Annotated in this window: 14 protein-coding genes; 5 read left to right on the plus strand and 9 right to left on the minus strand. The window is 58.7% G+C overall.

Annotation, left to right across the window (positions count from 1 at the left end; all coding sequences use genetic code 11):
* Window positions 1–129: 129 nt before the first annotated feature.
* The 8 genes from rsxD to E1958_RS07075 all read right to left on the minus strand — a co-directional run bounded on the left by rsxD (window position 130) and on the right by E1958_RS07075 (window position 9,604).
* On the minus strand, window positions 130–1,167 hold the full coding sequence (gene rsxD, locus E1958_RS07040) for an electron transport complex subunit RsxD (RefSeq protein WP_133511261.1): 1,038 nt from the start codon (window positions 1,165–1,167) through the stop codon (window positions 130–132).
* Between the two features lie 9 nt (window positions 1,168–1,176).
* Window positions 1,177–2,898, minus strand: coding sequence for an electron transport complex subunit RsxC (gene rsxC, locus E1958_RS07045; RefSeq protein WP_133511262.1), 1,722 nt, complete (start codon window positions 2,896–2,898; stop codon window positions 1,177–1,179).
* A 683-nt stretch (window positions 2,899–3,581) separates the two neighbouring features.
* Window positions 3,582–4,160, minus strand: a complete 579-nt coding sequence (rsxB, locus tag E1958_RS07050) for an electron transport complex subunit RsxB (RefSeq protein ID WP_133511263.1) — start codon at window positions 4,158–4,160, stop codon at window positions 3,582–3,584.
* A gap of 13 nt (window positions 4,161–4,173) precedes the next feature.
* A complete protein-coding gene (rsxA, locus tag E1958_RS07055; protein WP_133511264.1) occupies window positions 4,174–4,755 on the minus strand; it encodes an electron transport complex subunit RsxA in 582 nt (193 codons plus the stop codon).
* A gap of 120 nt (window positions 4,756–4,875) precedes the next feature.
* The gene (locus E1958_RS07060; RefSeq protein ID WP_089729532.1) at window positions 4,876–5,112 is read right to left on the minus strand and encodes a hypothetical protein; all 237 of its coding nucleotides are present in this window, start codon (window positions 5,110–5,112) and stop codon (window positions 4,876–4,878) included.
* A gap of 1,526 nt (window positions 5,113–6,638) precedes the next feature.
* Window positions 6,639–7,676: a hypothetical protein gene (locus tag E1958_RS07065; protein ID WP_133511265.1), complete on the minus strand. Its 1,038-nt coding sequence runs from the start codon at window positions 7,674–7,676 to the stop codon at window positions 6,639–6,641.
* A gap of 218 nt (window positions 7,677–7,894) precedes the next feature.
* A complete protein-coding gene (locus E1958_RS07070; RefSeq protein WP_166664611.1) occupies window positions 7,895–9,094 on the minus strand; it encodes a cytochrome-c peroxidase in 1,200 nt (399 codons plus the stop codon).
* A gap of 72 nt (window positions 9,095–9,166) precedes the next feature.
* The gene (locus tag E1958_RS07075) at window positions 9,167–9,604 is read right to left on the minus strand and encodes a hypothetical protein (RefSeq protein ID WP_133511267.1); all 438 of its coding nucleotides are present in this window, start codon (window positions 9,602–9,604) and stop codon (window positions 9,167–9,169) included.
* 528 nt (window positions 9,605–10,132) lie between these two features.
* On the opposite strand from E1958_RS07075, the gene E1958_RS07080 reads away from it, so the two are divergent.
* Window positions 10,133–12,388: a vanadium-dependent haloperoxidase gene (locus E1958_RS07080; RefSeq protein ID WP_207787793.1), complete on the plus strand. Its 2,256-nt coding sequence runs from the start codon at window positions 10,133–10,135 to the stop codon at window positions 12,386–12,388.
* A gap of 891 nt (window positions 12,389–13,279) precedes the next feature.
* On the opposite strand, the gene E1958_RS07085 is transcribed toward E1958_RS07080, so the two are convergent.
* Entirely contained in the window at window positions 13,280–14,692 is a 1,413-nt protein-coding gene (locus E1958_RS07085) for a DEAD/DEAH box helicase (RefSeq protein WP_133511268.1), read from the minus strand.
* A 201-nt stretch (window positions 14,693–14,893) separates the two neighbouring features.
* On the opposite strand from E1958_RS07085, the gene trxA reads away from it, so the two are divergent.
* The 4 genes from trxA to E1958_RS07105 all read left to right on the plus strand — a co-directional run bounded on the left by trxA (window position 14,894) and on the right by E1958_RS07105 (window position 18,606).
* Entirely contained in the window at window positions 14,894–15,220 is a 327-nt protein-coding gene (gene trxA, locus E1958_RS07090) for a thioredoxin TrxA (RefSeq protein WP_133511269.1), read from the plus strand.
* 454 nt (window positions 15,221–15,674) lie between these two features.
* Entirely contained in the window at window positions 15,675–16,931 is a 1,257-nt protein-coding gene (gene rho / locus E1958_RS07095; protein ID WP_089725250.1) for a transcription termination factor Rho, read from the plus strand.
* Window positions 16,932–16,940: 9 nt separating this feature from the next.
* Window positions 16,941–17,930 (plus strand): adenosine kinase, encoded by a 990-nt coding sequence (locus E1958_RS07100; protein ID WP_133511270.1) that lies wholly within the window; start codon window positions 16,941–16,943, stop codon window positions 17,928–17,930.
* A gap of 157 nt (window positions 17,931–18,087) precedes the next feature.
* Window positions 18,088–18,606 (plus strand): FmdB family zinc ribbon protein, encoded by a 519-nt coding sequence (locus E1958_RS07105; protein WP_089725245.1) that lies wholly within the window; start codon window positions 18,088–18,090, stop codon window positions 18,604–18,606.
* Window positions 18,607–18,701 lie beyond the last annotated feature (95 nt).

Genomic DNA, 18,701 nt, shown 5'->3' on the forward strand with positions numbered 1-18,701 from the left:
CGCCCGCGAATTCTTTCACAATCTCTCCAGCGTGGGAACGAGCAAAATCAACAAATCAGGCTGAATATGACAAAGTAGAATTTGCGCTGATTCGCGTTCATTTGCGGCAAAAAATGATTCCCATGCTCATCAGGTATCCCGGTCGTGGCCGAGGACCCGGGGTTGGGTATAGTAATCGATGGTGGGGGCGGCGATGTTCATGAGCAATACGCAGAAGGCCACCGCGTCCGGATAGCCGCCCCAGGTCCTGATCACGAAGACCAGCACACCGATGGCGGCCCCGAAAATGAGTTGGCCCTTGGGGGTAGTGCAGGCGGACACGGGGTCGGTGGCAATGAAGAAAGCCCCCAGGATGGCCCCGCCGCTGAACAGGTGGAAGGCGGGAAAGGGATGGGTTTGGGGGTCCAGGGTCCAGAAGAAGCCGGCGGTGATGAGCAAGCCCAGCAGCATGGACACCGGGATGTGCCAACTGATGACGCGCCTCCAGAGCAGGAAGACGCCTCCCAGCAGGAACCAGTTGCCCACCCACTCCCAGCCGCGGCCACCGAAATCCCCCCACAGGGGGCTGGCGCGGATCTCCTCGATCATCAGATTCTGATCGAGCTGGGTGCGCATCTGGTCCAGGGGCGTAGCCATGGTGATGGCGTCCCAGGTCGACCCCGCGGGCGGCGTTCCCGTAAAGATCAGGCGTACTGAATCGACGAAGCCGAGGTTCTGCTCCGCCAGCATGTAGGGCGGCAGCCAGCTGGTCATAGCCAGGGGATAGGAGACCAGCAGAAAGACATAGCCTGCCATGGCCGGATTGAATGGGTTGTAGCCCAGCCCGCCGTACAGCTGTTTTGCCACGCCGATGGCAAACACCATGCCCAGCAGGGTCAGCCACCAAGGCAAAGTAGGCGGTACCGCGAGGGCGAACAGCAGGGCCGTGACCAAGGCGCTCAGGTCCCGCAGCGCCGGCAGTGCCGGGCGCCGGCGCAGCTTGAGCGCGACCGTCTCGGTCAGCACGGCGAACAGACCGGCCAGGACCAGGTTGATGAGGATGCCCCAACCGAAGTACCAGATCATGGCCAGGGTCCCTGGAATCAGGGCCAAGATGACCTCGAGCATGATCCGGTCGACCCGATTGGGGCGACTGCCGTGGGGGGAAGAGACGATGCCGTCCGCCATGCCGTGTCCTCAGCCCTCGCCGGCCGATTGCGTCCCGGCCGTCGCCGCTGCCCGACGCCGCTGCTCGGCCGCCGCGATCTGCCGCTGTTGGGAGGGGGTTAGATTCCGCGTGTTCTTAGGAGCCATCCCTTGTTTGGCCAAGGCCGCCTTCTTGGCCGCAACCCGCGCCTTGGCCGCCTCGATCGCCGCCTGCTTGGGGTCTTGGGTGGCCGCGGTATGGTCTGGTCCGGCCTGCGCCGGATCGGTGGTGGCCGGGCGTGCGGTCAGGGCCTTCTGCTGGCGGCGCAGCTTGGCCTTGCGTGCCTGCTCCAGGCGTTCGAGCCGCGCCGTTCTGGCCTCGTAGCGGACCCGTGCGTGCTCGGCGGTGCGCTGGTCCTGCTCTCGGCTCCGAATCTCTGCCTTCGCGTAGCGGTAATACTGCACGAGGGGGATGTGGGACGGGCAGACCTGGGAGCAACAACCGCACTCGATGCAGTCGAACAGGTTGTAGTCCCGCACCTTATCCAGATTCTTGGACCAGGCATACCAGTACAGCTGCTGGGGCAACAGGCTCACCGGACAGACCTCGGCGCACTTGCCGCAGCGGATACAAGGTTGCGCCGGTCTGGGGGCCGGTGCCTCTTGGTCGGTTAGGGCGAGGATGCAATTGGTCCCCTTGGTGACCGGCACCTGCTCGGAATTCAGGGTGAAGCCCATCATGGGGCCACCCAGCACCAGCTTGCGGACCTCCCCGGCGAACCCACCCGCCGCTCGGATCAGGTCAGCGACAGGGGTACCGATAAGGACCTCGAAGTTGCGGGGCTCCTTGATGCCGCGTCCGCTTAAGGTGATATAGCGGGCGATCGGCGGCTTACCCGTGATTACCGCCTCGGCCACCGCGGCCAGGGAGGCTACGTTCTGGCACAGGATCCCGATTTGGGCCGGGGTGCCCTTGGTCGGCACCTCCTTGCCGGTGAGGGCGCGGATGAGCTGCTTCTCGCCGCCGCTGGGATACAGGGTGGGAATGGCGCAGACCTGGGTGAATTTCCCGATGTCGCTCTCCGCCACCGCCAGCCGCATGGCCTCGATGGCCTGCGGTTTGTTGTCCTCGATGCCGATCAGGCACTCGCGGGCACCCAGCAGGTGCATGACGATGCTTGCCCCTTGGACGATGCGACCAGCGTGTTCCCGCATCAGCATGTCGTCGCAGGTGATGTAGGGCTCGCACTCGGCGCCGTTCAAGATAAGCGTCCGGATCGGTTGGTGCGGCTCCGGATCGAGCTTGACACTGGTCGGGAAGGCGGCACCTCCCAGCCCCACGATGCCGGCCCATCGGACGCGCTCGCGCAGCGTCGCAGCATCCAGGTCCCGGTAGTTTTCCAGGGGCTTGGGTCGCCGTGCCCACTGGTCCAGGCCATCGGTCCGGATGACGATGCAGGTACCGCCGAGCCCGGACGGGTGGGGGACCGGCCGCTCCTCGACGGCGACCACCATCCCCGAGCTGGAGGCATGGACCGGAGCGCTCATGTAGCCCTGGGGCTCGGCGATCCGCTGGCCCTTCAGTACCCAGTCGCCGGCCTGAACCAAGGGCAATGCAGGGGCACCGACATGCTGCTGCACGGGTATCGTCAGGAACGACGGCAAAGGCGCCTTGGCTACCGGGCGGCCGGTGGACAACTCCTTTTCGGCGGGCAGATGGATACCGCCGTGGAACCGCCATAGCCGGCGCTGGTGTGGGTTAGGTGAGTGCAAAACTAAAGATTCGTTCGGTTCGGCAAGGCGATCGATTTTGGTAGTGCCTAATATGTAGTGATAAATTTCCGGTTAAACGCTACCAGCAATGCTTCGAGCTTTGTGCTGTTTCTTCTCGTCCCCACGCGCCGCGTGGGGACGTGGAAGCTCCGCGCTGCGGAGAAGTCGGGTCGAAACAGCCTCTTGCCGGCAAATCCTGGCCGGCAGGATGCCGGCGTTCCCAGCGCCGCGGCGGGATGCACCACGCTTTCCCACCCTACGGTCCTGTTATCCGATTAGTACAGGATTTCCAGGATTCACAGGATTTTCCTTCGTTTTAATTTCGTATCCCATTTCACTTGATTTTGCTATAGGGAATGCCCGACCTGGCATTCCGAACAGTTTATGGAACGGCGGGTCGGCCGTTCCCTACAAAAATAAAGAATCTTGTTAATCCTGAAAATCCTGTGAATCCTGTCCGATTGGAACTCTGCAATGAGCGTTCAGAACTGGATCACTACATGTTGAGCACTACCCCGATTTTTAGCTGCAAATGAACGCAAATCGAAACTGAGCGCCAGAAGATGTCGAAGTTCCCTCGTTATATCAACAAAAAACTTTGCGTCCTTTGTGCCCTGTGAGGTTCTAATTTGCTGGTAGCTGGTAGCTGGTAACTTCTCTGTATCCTCCGCGTCTTAAGCGGTTCAAACTGCGCCCAGCTGTACTGCCGCCGGGTCGGGCCGAGGCGGGGGCAGGGGTGCAGGATAGGGCCATTTCCAGGTTCGCTGGTCCGTCGCGACCGGCACCATCTCGATGCACGCCACCGGACAGGGCGCAACGCAGAGCTCACAGCCGGTGCATTCGTCCGCAATGACCGTATGCATCTGCTTGGCGGCACCGAGGATGGCGTCCACCGGGCAGGCCTGGATGCACAGGGTACAGCCGATGCATAGCTGCTCGTCGATGACCGCCAGGGCCTTGGGCGGCTCCTCCTCTCCGGCCTCTGGCGGCAAGGGGTCCTTACCGAGCAGATCGGCGAGGGCCAGGATCACGGTCTCACCCCCCGGCGCGCACTTGTTGATCGCCACCTCGTTTTTGGCTACCGCCTCGGCGTAAGGTCGGCAGCCTGGATATCCGCATTGCCCGCACTGGGTCTGGGGCAGCAAGGCATCGATCCGGTCGGCGACGGGATCGCCCTCGACGCGGAAATAGATGGCCGCGTAGCCCAGAAGCAACCCCAGACAGGTGGCGAGTAGCGCGAAGGCGGCGATGGCGGTCAGCATGCACGCGCCTCCGTCACGAGGCCACCAGACCGGCGAAACCCATGAAGGCCAGCGACATAAGACCGGCGGTGATCAAGGCGATGGCGTTGCCCTGGAAGGGGGCGGGCACGTCCGCCATATCCACCCGCTCGCGGATGGCCGCGAACAGGGTAAGTACCAACGAAAAGCCGACGGCGGCGCCGAAACCGTACAGGGCCGACTCAACGAAGGTCCGCTGCTCCTGCAGGTTGAGCAAGGCAACGCCGAGCACCGCGCAGTTGGTGGTGATGAGCGGGAGAAAAATGCCGAGGACCTGATACAGCAGCGGGCTGGTCTTGTGCATCACGGTTTCGGTGAACTGGACTACGGCGGCGATGACCAGGATAAAGGCGATGGTGCGCAGGTACTCGATCCCCAAGGGTTCCAGCAGGTAGCTGTTGACCAGCCAGGCGGTGACCGAAGAAAGGGTGAGCACGAAGGCCGTCGCCAGCCCCATGCCGGTGGCGGTCTCCAGCTTCTTGGAGACACCCATAAAGGGGCAAAGTCCGAGGAACTTGACCAGCACGAAGTTGTTGACCAACACAGTGCCGACCAGGATGAGGGCATATTCTTTCATGCAGCTGCAAAAGCGGGTGACCAAGTACCCCGGATTAACCCTAAGATCAGGCTAGGCCGGTACAGCGGTACCCAAGTACTGATAACCTGGAGATCATTTTTTGGGGAACTATATACATAGCTAGCCACGACTATCGGAGTTTCCCTTTGCGGCTTGAATGAAATCAAGAAGCTTGGCAACCCTATTTTCAATCCGCTCCCACCCGAGCCTCTGACCATAGGTCATGAGGTTTATAAGGTTTGAATTCACCTCTTTATCCGCTTCCGAATGCAGGTAGTCCAATAACTCTTTACTGGACTTAGAAGGCTTCTCTTCATTTTCGAGACGTTTGATCGCCTCCAAGATCGTATTAAACATTCGTCGCTACACCCAGGTTTGGTTACAAGGCAGAACAGCGGCGTGCCCAACACACGGTATCGTTTCAACCACGAATCACCCGAATCGACGCGAACGTTCCCGTAGGCACCAAAACCCAATTCGCGAGGATCTGCGTGATTCGTAGTTTTCCTTGTGGCTGTGGGTTAGGGTGCGCCCAAATAGATGGGTACATCCAAACACCAGCAGCAGGTGCCTGACCCGACCTCCAGGACTATCGAAAACCATCCCTCATCATGGGGTCTCGGACAGCAGGGCTTCAACCCGGCATCGGTGTGGGAATTCACTGTCGGGCCTGGTGCGCGGCGCCGACCGAACACCACGGCTAGCTGAATATCCTAGCGCAAAATCATGCCGCTCGGGGTTAACGTGTAGATGCAAACAGGGCAACCGACTAATCATCACGGCTGAAACATCGCCTTGGCAAAACCTCTTTCCTTAAGTCTTTGCGGGTTCGCAGCGTGGGTTCGGTAACCTGAAAAGCCCCTCTCCCGCCGAGGGTGTCGTAAAAGGTGACGCCCGACGCGGTCTTTCTCGTTCCCACGCGGCGCGTGGGAACGCGGAAGCTCCGCGCCGCGGAGAGCATCAGGTTGGTGTCCACCATTGCGTATACACGGGAACCGAACCTGCCGGCGGTCCGGCGTTATCCGGTGCGACCCACAAGGCATCTGCTCTGACCGTTGCCGACAGCTGGTCATTGGATGCGTAAGCCGTCTGAAAGACGGCGGTCCCAGCCGCACTCGCGTCCCCGCAACCGCCGACATGTTGTCGGCCCCTGGGACCGCCGACATTCTGTCGGCCTCTGGGATCGCCGACATTTCCTCGTTCCCACGCGCTACGTGGGAACCAGAGACCGGGAGAGGGGCGTTTGCGACACCCTCCCGCCGGGAGAGAGCCTGCGCCGAGCGCAGCGAGGGGGCTTGGGGAGAGGGGGTCAAAGGGCGAAGATCGGTGCCTTTTGCGACACCCTCGGCGGGAGAAGGGCTGGGAAGAGGGCGAACGAAAGACCGTGCTCGATGCTTGCCATGTCCGACTACCCGGAAACCTCTCCAGGGAGAGGGACTTTGAGCATTCGAAGACCCTTCAGGGACGACGCGCCGGTCAAGGCGTATCTTTCGGCGCGAACAAGCTCCCTCCCTTCGGTTCGGGATGACAAGTTCGTGCAGATTCGCGTGATACGTCGTTTTTCCTCTTGTTTGCCGACCTGACGCTTGACTTATAGGCTATGTGAACACTCCACCGGCTAAAGCCGGTGGCTTCAAGTTACGGCTAAAAGCCGGATTGATCGGCCATGCGGCCGATCGCTGTCGCGATACAACCTCAAAATCGTCATCCGGCTCCGGCAGGTTTTGGTTCTTGATGTCGCGCGATCTCTCTCAGCAGCTCCCAACCGCGGTAACTTACATCGCCACCGTCCACTTGGTACCAATACTTCGTCGTCCACACCATGATGATATTTACAGTCCCAGACAGTAATGGCATTGGGTTGGATGTTCTGTCTTCCTGACTCACGGCCTGCCGTAGGCCAAGTAATGAAATCCATAGTACATGGAGACCATCAATCCCAAGGCCAACCAATAGCTCATCACCATTATACCAGCCTGGGCCAGGACCCCCCGATTCTCTCGGTAGGAGAAAAAGCTATAAACCGATGGACCCTTGATGGTCATGATTATCAGTATGACAATGACCAAGAAATGCCCGATGGTGTCGACTTTACCGAAATGAACGGCACCAGCGATGATCATTAGGTTCAGGGCCAATGCTGCCAAAGACACGACATTACGTCCGGTCAGCAATACATAAACCAAGGTAAATTCCACGAATGCGGCACACATTAGAAAGAAGTCACGGGGCAGGCCCATGGTTAGGAATTCATTGCTGTCCAGAAAAGGGTCGAACCATTGCGGATACGCGAACTTTTCGATTGCAACCCACAGGAAAGAGAACAACATACCCACCACCAACAATGGCACGCGATATTGTTCCAACCTTGTGCCGCCAATGGATTTCAGCACAAGATAAGCAGCGAGTCCCGGGAACAGCATATAATCCAACATATGATAGAAACCATACTGCGTAATACCATAACCATACAGGGCCAGAATGCATAAGGCACTGAGGATCATGGTCGATTCGAATAGAACAAAGATGGCAGCGAATAGATGGAGATAAGGTAAAAACGCTGCATCACCGAGTAAATCCGGCGCTAAAATGACATCACCGATCAACCAAAGCATGACAAAGAACACACCGGTGCCGATACGGGCTATCGTGTCGACGATATTCGGCTGGTTACTGAAGAATCGTCCGAACCAGTCAAAGCGTTGCGCGCGTGACCATTTAATATCAATAGAATAAAGGATCAGTAAACCAACACTAGCGACCAGCAGCAGTAGCCAGAAGGTTCCGTTCAGCACCTCAGTCAGCTGCCGGGGCGGCTCAGCGATGTCGAATTCCACAAACCACTTGATATGAGCCAGTGCCGGTTCCGCCCTCAACAACAGAATTACCAATACAGGGATAATGAATTTCATCGCTTTCATCAGTGTTTCTCCTCATCAAAGATGCCTTTAGGGCACTTTTAAGTTAAATCACCCCCGCCAAAGCCGGAGGCTTATCTCACTGAGTTAAACTACCGCAATTGTTCAATCCCCCATTGTTTTTGCCATCCCTGGCACCTGGATTCCGGCAACACTTTCCGGAATGACGCGGTGGGAGCCAAACGAGCCGGTCTCATAATCCTTAAGTTAATGGCATTGCCCTATAAGTCGGGTAGCTCAGATTGGGCCTCTTCATCGGTCAGACTATGTAAGAAGGCGATCAAATCTTCTCTTTCTTGGTGGCTGAGGCCGATGGGGACCAATGTGGTTTCCTCGTGATCCTGGAATTCTTTGGCCTCGTCAATCTCATCGTAAAAATCGATGACCTCATCGAGGGTACTGAAACGCCCGTTGTGCATGAAGGATCTTCTCTGCGCCACATCGCGCAGGGTAGGTGTTTTAAACTGGTACTTGCTCTCGGGAATGCGGGTAACATAGCGGACCCAGGGAAAGGCCTGTTCCGGACGTGCGTCGTTGTGGCGACTCTCGAAATTGAAGCTCGAAGCCCGTACCTGGGCGACGCCGTCCCAGCGTCCGTAATCATCTTCTCCCGCGCGGCTGACGTAGATATTATGAAATTCACCGTCGCTGAAGTTGGGGCCAGAGTGGCACAGAACACACTTGGCCTTACCCAGGAAAAGCTTTAGGCCACGTTGGGCACTGGTAGAGAGCGCTGCCATCTGACTTGGATTGTCGTCTCTCAGGCCCTCGGCGAAGCGGTCGAATGCCGATGAGCGCGAGACGATGGTAGCCTCGAAGGCCGCAATGGCCTTGCCGACGTTGACGAATAGATCGTCCACTGCCCGGCGTTGCGAATCGCTCAAGGCCATCCATTGACGATGCAGGGGATGATCGGGATCCCGGGATACCGGTCTGCCCTGCTCCGGGAGCTGTGCGGGGGCAATCTCCGCAGGAATAGGACCGAACAGCTCCGTATAGGTCGAGTAGAGATCCTTTTCGGTCTGTATCCGAACGGCGACCTGTACCCGAGAGCCGGCCACCTCGTTAGGAGCCTCGATGGGAATAAGCGAGTGCGCCCATAGCGAATCGGAACTGCCGCCCCAACCGAACCAACGGTTGTAGCCGATGTTGGTCAAGGTTAGCGTCTGGCGTAAGGCCCCATCCCTGCTGGCGTACAATTTTCCGTCGGCCCAACCGCTTTTGGGAATGTGACAAGTCGCGCAAGAGACCGTGCGATCGTCAGACAGGCGTTTGTCGAAGAACAGAAGTTTACCGAAAGCTACTGCCTTCTCATTGCCACTGAAGCGATTCGTCGGGTCTAGAAAACGCTCGCTGTCCAGGGCGGTCATGGATAAAATCTTGCGCCGCTCCTGCTCCGTATATTCCACAGGGGTATCCATATCGGTCGCTGCCGCCGGAAAGGCAACAAACAAGATGGAAATAGCGATTGATCGCCTGCAATTGCCGATCATCTAATCCACCACAATATCGGTCTCTACCCTGTCTTTAATCAGGCCACGGCGGACAATAAAGGTCAGATTCCATTCGCCCGCCATGTGGAATAGCATCCCCTTTACCTGGAATTCCCCAGCGCCGGTCTGAATGACCTCCGGCCGGGTAAACATGCCGTGATTGTGTGCCAACATGCCGGCATTTACCTCAAGGGACACATTTTTCGCGGGGGATCGCTTGTAACGTTCACGCACCCTCACAAAGAGCTCGAAGGGCTCGTTGAGCACAATCGGGCTGGGATGGGTGCGGTACTCAAGCAGATAACGACCTCCTGTGCTGACGATCCGCGTTTGGCCTGAGACGGGATCATCGCTTGGTGCGGCAGCGATGCTGGTTACCAGTAAGAGGCTGACGGCAGCTGACAATAAGGTTACAAATTCAATCCGCTGATCGATCACTTTGTTTTCCTATGCTCATAATTATTCGGTCTCCGTTTAAAACACAGGGCTACAATCCGGTCAACGGTGTCCGATTCTAACGATTTGATTCTATTGCCTTTTCGGTTGGTTTTATGCTTGGAGTGCCCGCATATGGCGCTATGAGAAAGAAATCCAGGCTTATCAATAAGTTGGAACCGGACACCGTTGCAATCCGGTGAGGCTTGACAGTGTACCGAAAATCCCAGAATATGGAGCATATTTTCACACATTCGCTTTGTGGAAGTTGCTCAGAGGGAACTTGAAAGATTCCTGGCCTGGGCTCTGTGCAAAATTTCGATTGGCTCTTTATGGATTCCGGACTCTCCTATCCTCCCTAGCCCCGGCACGACCGTCGAGGGTGGTGAGCACCTGTCTGGGTGCAGGGACGCACCGGCAGGCAGCGAACCGGAGCGGTCCGGCGGAAACTTTGGAGTGCGGCGGCGACCTTATCCCGGCATTGGTAGCAACCCACGCTACCTGGTGTAACCGGGGGTGCCGGCAGGTACAGTGCAAACCCGCCGCCGCTTTGGATTTAGCGACGTATCCAGCAAGGTATTGCAGCCAGGGGAAAGCGCCGTCGCCGCGGCGCGCGTGGAACTCGTTGCCCAGGTTCTTGGCAAGCGCCGCTGGTATCCCTCGTCGCTGAGGTTCGATGCGGTCGCGCCGCTTTGCCGGCGCACTCCAAAGCAGTCCGGAATCCTTATAAAGAGCCTTTCGATTTTCGAAATCCCGGTATTTTCACGTGCTGAGGGCGGCACATCCCGGTGCCACAGGGGTACCTCGGATTTTTCAAGACGCCTTGAGCAGATGGCCTGTTTCAGCGAAGAACCTGAGACGATAGCAAGCAAACACAACAGAGGAGAACATCCAATGCCTACTAACCAAACGCCATATCCGGAAGGTGAAGACCGCTCAAAACGGGCTTCCGAAATCAGAGCAGCGGCCGACAAAATCAGAGCTGAGCGTCCCAGGGTAATCACTACAAACAATGGTGAAGAAGACGAGTATGCGCCCTATTACATCACGAACTTTACAAAAGGGTTGCCACATGACGAGTATGGCGTAGTAAAGGAAGGGGCCTTCGAGAAGTTCCGTAACGCCATCAATAAGCCGGAATGGAATTTTGATGTGCCGAAGGGCGATAAGGAAGGTTACCGCTCGACCATCGATGGTGAGAAAGTATCATCCTTCAGAAAATGGGAGAGTCCTCTTGCCGGCCATGTCTACGACCTGCAAGGGCCGGACGCGGGGGATGTGGGTATGGCACCCGCCCCACGTCTCGATTCACCTGAGCTGGCGATGGAGATGGCGGAGGTCTATGCCGCTGCCTTGCTGAGGGACGTGCCTTTTTCAACCATTGAGCAAGGTGGAGATGAGCTCATTGCTCAAGATCCTGCTGGAAATGATAAAGCAGTAGCAAGTGCGCAGGCGTTGATCGATCTGATAAGCGGTATGGACTGGTTCAAAAAGGAAGAAGACAAGCTGGCCTGCCAGGAAGGGAGGCGCCGTAAGGCCCGTCTCGACAAGGAGGGCAAGTTCACACGCAAAACCTTTCTCCGTGGATCGGCGCCCGGAGCGAAGGATAGCCCCTTCCTGTCCCAGTTCCTGCTTGTCGGCAATAAAACACGCACCAATAGCCACGATATTGTCGGTGGCTACACTCAATACGGTACCCAGGTCATTGATCAACGCGTCCATGTGCACAAGGTCGGCGTCGATTTCATGACCGACTGGTGCAGTTGGTTGGATGTGCAAAACGGCGCGAATGTCAGCAAAGCGGTAGAATTCTACCCCTGCCGCCGCTTCATAACGACCCCCCGGGATCTGGCGACCTATGTGCACTACGATGCCCTCTATCAGGCCTATCTGAACGCCTGTCTGATCATGCTGGGGCTGGAAATTCCTTTTGATAGGGGGTTTCCCGAGGGCAAGGGCCATCCCACACGTGATGGATTTGCCACCTTCGGTGGTCCGCACATCCTGTCGCTAGTGACCGAAGTGGCAACGCGGGCCCTGAAGGCCGTGAGACGGCAGAAATTCAACTACCACCGCCGCGCCCGTCCCGAGGCAATCGGTGCTTTATTGACGGCTCATAAGAATGGGAAAGGAGAAAAATTCGGCGAGGAAGGTAAGGCCGCGATTGATAAGCTGCTTAAATCGCTACCAGCGGAGATGTTGAAGTACGTCGATAAGCACAATTGCCGTCAGAATAACCCTGACATCCGGAAAGCCCGGAAGCTGGCCTGCAACAACCTCCCACCCCTTACGATGGGTCAAAACCTGCTCTTGCCAATGGCCTTTCCGGAAGGTTCACCGATGCATCCGTCCTACGGTGCCGGCCATGCCACCGTGGCCGGTGCCTGCGTCACCATCTTGAAGGCATTTTTCGAGATGTATGACGATGATGGTAAAGAGTGTAAGTTTCCCTGTGCATATAAGCCGTCGGACGACGGGATGTCGTTGGAAAAAGTGCCGGATGAGCTAACGGTTCAAGGGGAGCTCAACAAGCTGGCCGCCAATATTTCCATCGGGCGCAACATGGCCGGCGTGCACTACTACTCGGACTACTATGATTCCCTGCGCATGGGTGAGCGGATCGCCGTCGGAATCCTGCAGGAACAGATCATTACCTACGGGGAAAAGGTGTCGATGACTTTCGAGACCTTTGATGGTGAGGTCGTGGTTCTGAATTCAAAGGGTGATCTGGAAGGGGTATCGCCCGAGTGGTGGACGAGGCACGTCCCCCAATCGTTCGCAGAATAAACGCAGGGATGTGTTGCCTTCGCCGCGTTCGGGGTGAGAAAGGGGACATCTCTGCGTTTGCTGCATGGGCCCTTTCTTTTCCATGGATTCAGCTCTGACCACCGTCCGCCGGATAACACAGGTCTGTCTTTATTCCGGACGGTTTTACTTTTTCGGATGCGCCGGCAAAGCGGCGCGACCGCATCGAACCTCAGCGACAGGGGATACCAACGGCGCTTGCCAAGAACCTGGGCAGCGGGCTCCACCCGCGCCGCGGCGACGGCGCTTTCCCCTGGCTGCAACACCTTGCTGGATACGTCGCTAAATCCAAAGCGGCGGCGGGTTTGCACTGTACCTGCCGGCACCCCCGGTTACACCAGGTAGCGCGGGTTTCTACCAATGCCGGGATAACCTCGCCGCCGCACTCCAAAGTTTCCGCTGGACCGCTCCGGCTCGCCGCCTGCCGGTGTGTCCCTGCACGCAGACAGGTGCTCACTATGCTCGACGGTCGTGCCGGGGAGGGAGGATAGAACAGTGGAGTCTATAAAGAGCCATGTTTTAAATGGTGTGTTGGGCTACGAGCTTCGCCCCGCTCCCACCGAGGGTGTCGCAAAAGTCATTTCGAACCACAGAGAGCACAGAGCCCGCGTAGGGCGGATAAGCCGGCGCCATCCGCCGTATGCCAGCCACCTTCGTCGCCCTGGCCTGACCCGACCTAGGGGCTTGATTTTCGTGATGAGTTAGCTCAATAAGGACTTTTACGACACCCTCCCGGGGGGAGAGGAGGTACAGCTCGTGGCGTGCCCAACCCACTGCCAGTGGCGATGTTTATTTAAACTTCTACTACTACCTCCTAGCGTAAAGCCATTCCGCGCTGGGTTAAGGCGAAGACAAGTTACTCCACACCATTTCTCAGCTCCGCGGCGCTACGGTAGAATCACCGTCACCGGTGCCGCCCGTTTTGCGCCTGCGCCGCCGGCGACGTTGCTTGACGCCTGCACCCTCGGTTTCCTTGGTCTCGGCTTTATGCGGCTCTCCCTCGACCGCTTTCGGACGTGATTTGTGCCTGCCCCCATGGCCGTGACCATGGCCGCGGCGCTTGTCCTGGGGATGGCGCCGCCGGGGTGTGCGCACGAACCGCGCCGGGTCGATCTCGGCCAGTAGATCCGGGGTCACGGGCCTGACCGCAATCTTGGCGCCGATGAAGGCCTCGATATCCGGCAGGCAAAAGGCGTAGGTCTCGCAGACGAAGCTGACGGCATCGCCGGCGGCCCCGGCCCGGGCGGTGCGACCGATACGATGGACATAGTCCTCCGCATCCTCCGGCAGGTCATAGTTGATCACGTGAGTCACGTCCGGGATATGCAGGCCGCGGGCGGCTACGTCGGTAGCCACCAGGATCGGCAGCGCCCCTTCCTGGAATTGTTTGAGCAACCGCAGGCGCTTCTTCTGGGGCACGTCGCCGGAGAGTACCGCCGCGTGCAGGCCATGGCCTTCCAGATAGCCCCAGATGGCCTCGGTCGCCCGCTTGGTGTTGGCGAAGACGATGACGCGGGCCTGCTCCAGGCCCCGCAGCAACCCGACCAGCAGGGGGATCTTCTCGTCGTTGGCGATCATGAAGCAGTGCTGGGATACCCGGTCGGCGGTCACCTGATCCGGCTGGATCTTCACCGGGTGCGGGTGGTTCATATGCTCATAGGCGAGCTCGGTGACCCGGTAGGAAAGGGTTGCCGAGAACAACATCCCCTGCCGCTTGGTCGGCGGTGGCATGCGGCGCAGCAGATAGCGGATGTCGCGGATAAAGCCGAGATCGAACATGCGGTCCGCCTCGTCGATGACCGCCACTTCCACCGCCCGCAGGTCGAAGACACCTTGCTTATAATAATCGATGAGCCGTCCGGGGGTTCCGACCAGGATGTCCACCCCGGCGTTCAGAACATCACGCTGCTCCTGATAACCGGTGCCGCCGTAAACCAGGCCCAGACGAAACCCTGTATGCCGATTGAGGACCACTGTATCCCTGTGGATCTGCACGGCGAGTTCCCGGGTCGGTGCGACGATGATCACCCGCGGTTGGTTCACCCGACGTTGCGGATGCGGCTCATACGTGACGAGCCGTTGCAGTGCGGTGACCAGAAACGCGGCCGTCTTGCCGGTCCCCGTCTGGGCCTGCCCGGCCACATCCCGTCCGGGCAGCGCCAGCGGGAGGATCTCCGCCTGGATGGGCGTACAATGGGTAAATCCGGTGTCTTGAAGCCCCTGGAGAATCCGGGGGTCGAGGTCGAAGGAATCGAATCGCGTGTCGGTCAGGTGGGTCTGGGTCATGAACAAGGGACGGAAAATCGGTAGGTTTACCCCCACTTGTCGATAGCAGGGGTTGCATATTTTTGAATTCTTGGCTCAAATAGCATCTTAATCCGAAGGGCGCACCAACGCCAATTCCCCGCCGCTTTTCCGTCCCAGCGCCGAATGCCGCAAACGGCAGCCTCTATCCCTCAAGCATCAACCTAACGGGAGATCACCTCTGTGAGCGAACGCATCGTCCATGTAACGGATGACTCCTTCGAGCAGGAAGTCTTACAATCGTCCAAGCCGGTACTCGTCGATTATTGGGCCGACTGGTGCGGCCCCTGCAAAATGATCGCACCTGTGCTGGACGAGATCGCCGCCGAGTACGAGGGCCGGGTCCGGGTCGCCAAACTCAACATCGACGCTAACCCGAACACGCCTCCGCGCTACGCAATCCGCGGTATCCCGACGCTGATGCTGTTCAAGGAAGGCGAGGTAGAGGCGACCAAGGTCGGTGCCGTCTCCAAGTCACAGCTCACTGCCTTTATCGATAGTAACCTGTGACCCGAGCGGGGAGAGGCCTGTCCACCGCGATCACAGCGAGACAGCGGCGCCGACTGCGGCGCCCATCCGAGTGCCCCTCGCCGCAACATCCGTCACCTAAAGGAAGTTTCCACCGTGATGCACGTCTCCCCGCATCCGATCGGGGCGTTGCAGCACCCTGCCCTCGGATACGCTAGACACACCTCGCTTTCCACGAGAGATCCATAGGCAACAGACTAAAGTAGCATCCCCTGCGCCTCGCTGCCCGATCCACACCCCACAAGGGCCAATCGGGGGAAACTCAAGGAAATCCCTACTTAAGGGTTTTCCGATGCGCGAAGTCGGAGCTGCGCTTTACGACTTCGTTTCATGTTCGTTTCATGTTCAATCAGCTATCCGAGCGAACATGGCGGGACATCCTTAACCTCATACAGGCACCTTGAACTTAAGATGGCCTTGCAACCGAAACAGTATCATGAACCTGACTGAACTTAAGAAAATGCCGGTGCCTGCCCTCGTGGATCTGGCCCGAACCGTAAACATCGAGGGCATGGGAAGATCCCGCAGGCAGGAGCTCATCTTCGCGATTCTCAAGGCCCAAGCAAGGAAAGGTGAGGATATCTACGGGGACGGTGTGATCGAGATCCTGCAGGATGGTTTCGGCTTCCTGCGCTCCGCCGATGCATCCTACCTTGCCGGCCCGGACGATATCTATATCTCGCCGAGCCAGATCCGCCGCTTCGGCCTGCGCACCGGCGACACCATCTCCGGGAAGATCCGGCCACCCAAGGATGGCGAGCGCTACTTCGCGCTGCTCAAGGTCAACGACATCAACTTCGATCGGCCAGAGAACGCCAAGCACAAGATCCTGTTCGAGAACTTCACGCCCCTGTTCGCGAACCAACGGCTGCAGCTGGAGATCGGGAACGGCAGCACCGAGGACATCACCGCCCGCACTATCGATCTGTGCGCCCCCATCGGCAAGGGCCAGCGCGGCCTCATCGTCTCCCCGCCCAAGGCCGGCAAGACCATGATGCTGCAGAATATCGCCCAGTCCATCGCCCACAACCACCCGGAGTGCTTCCCCATCGTGCTGCTCATCGATGAGCGCCCGGAAGAGGTCACCGAGATGGCGCGTTCGGTACGCGGCGAGGTTATCTCCTCCACCTTCGACGAACCCGCCACCCGTCATGTCCAGGTGGCCGAGATGGTCATCGAAAAGGCCAAGCGTCTGGTGGAACACAAAAAGGATGTGGTCATCCTGCTCGACTCCATCACTCGACTGGCCCGTGCCTACAATACGGTCGTGCCTTCCTCCGGCAAGGTCCTCACCGGCGGTGTGGACGCCAACGCCCTACAGCGCCCCAAGCGCTTCTTCGGCGCCGCGAGAAACGTGGAAGAAGGCGGCTCCCTGACCATCATCGCCACCGCCCTGGTGGAGACCGGCTCGCGCATGGACGATGTCATCTACGAAGAATTCAAGGGCACCGGCAACATGGAGATCCACCTCGACCGGCGCATCGCCGAGAAACGTATCTTCCCCTCCATCAACATCAACCGCTCCGGCACCCGCCGCGAGGAGCTCTTGATGAAGCCGAACGACCTGCAGAAGATGTGGATCCTGCGCAAGATCCTGCACCCTATGGATGAGCTGGCCGCCATGGAATTCATGCACGACAAGCTCAAAACCACCAAGACCAACGGGGAATTTTTTGACTCGATGCGGGGGTAGAGCAAGTAGATGCGGAAATACCACGTCTACGGCATCGGCAACGCCCTGGTGGATATGGAATACGAGGTGGATGTCAGCGACCTCGCCAAGCTGCGGATCGACAAGGGGGTCATGACCCTGGTCGATGCGGACCACCAGATCCGGATCATGGATCACCTCAAGGGACACCAGCACCGGAAGGGTTCCGGCGGCTCCGTGGCCAACTCCATCATCGCGGTCAGCCAATTCGGCGGCAGGGGCTTCCATTCCTGTAAGGTGGCCAACGATACCCTCGGTCGCTTCTACATGGACGACCTGATCGCCGGCGGCGTGGATACCAACCACCACACCCCTCGAGAGGACGGGCACACCGGGTGCTGCGTGGTCCTGGTCACACCGGACTCGGACCGAACCATGGTGACCCACTTAGGTGTAAGTGGCGACCTGGCCGAGCAGGAGCTAGTCCCGGAAGCCCTGCGCGCTTCCGACTATCTCTACACGGAGGGCTATCTGGTCACCTCCGACTCAGCGCGCAGGCTGTCCATCACCGCCAAGGGGATTGCCGAGGCGGCGGGGGTCAAGACCGCCATCTCCCTCTCGGACCCCAACCTGGTGACCTACTTCAAGGCAGGTCTCATGGCGATGATCGGCAGTGGCCTAGACCTGCTCTTTGCCAACGAAGCCGAGGCCAGGGGTATGGCAGACACGGAAGACCTGAATGCGGCCATCGCCTTTCTGAAGACGATCGCCAAGGAATTCGCGATCACCCGGGGCCCTAAAGGCGCGCTGGTCTACGACGGCAATGCCATGATCGAGATCGCGCCGGTCAAGGTCGCTGCGGTCGACACCCTAGGCGCCGGAGACATGTTCGCCGGCGCCTTCCTCTACGGCCGCACCCAGGGCTGGGGCCACAAACGCTCGGGGGATCTGGCGGCAGCGGCCTCCGCCAAGCTGGTGACCAGCCTGGGGCCGCGCATCAGTACCGAGGAGACCCAGGCCGTCCTGCGGCGGTTCCTGTAACCCAATGCCATTAAGATAAGCGTTACGATTGGCAAACAAGAGGAAAAACGACGAATCACGCGAATCCGCGCGAAATTGTCATCCCGAACCGAAGGGAGGGATCTTTTTCACGCCGATTCGCGTGATTCGTAGTCAATTCCTCTTTCAGGGAAACACCATGCCTGTCTACGAGTTCTATTGCCCCGACTGCCATACCATTTTCAACTTCTTCTCCCGCCGAGTTGACACCGAAACGCAACCCACTTGCCCCGGTTGCGGCCGGCCCGACCTGGCGCGGCAGGCGTCCCCATTCGCCATCTCCAAGGCCAGGGGCGGGCATGCAGAGGACGCCGAGTTGCCGCCCGGAATGGACGAGAAGCAGATGATGCGCGCCTTCGCGTCCATGGCCGGCGATCTCGAGAACCTCGATGAGAACGACCCGAGGCAGGCGGCCGGAATCATGCAGCGCCTGTTCGACGCCACCGGCATGCAGCCCGGCGCCGGCATGGCGGAGGCCATCCGCCGCATGGAAGCAGGCGAAGACCCGGACCAGATCGAGGCAGAGCTGGGCGATGTGCTGGAGCAGGAAGACCCCTTCGCCGAGACCGCCGTAAAATCTTCCCGACCCGACCTGAAGGCCCTGCGGCGCGAGCTGATGCCGCCCAAACGGGACGAGATTTGGTATCCTCTGCGGTAGGTTGGACAAAGGGCGTAGGATGCGGTGAGTAATCCTGAATGATTCGGCGTTTAATAAAAAAACGTGTGATAAGAAATTAGGTAAGTTACCAGGCG

The sequence above is a fragment of the Candidatus Thiosymbion oneisti genome (genome assembly GCF_004359955.1).
GTDB classification, from domain to species: Bacteria; Pseudomonadota; Gammaproteobacteria; order Chromatiales; family Chromatiaceae; genus Thiosymbion; species Thiosymbion oneisti.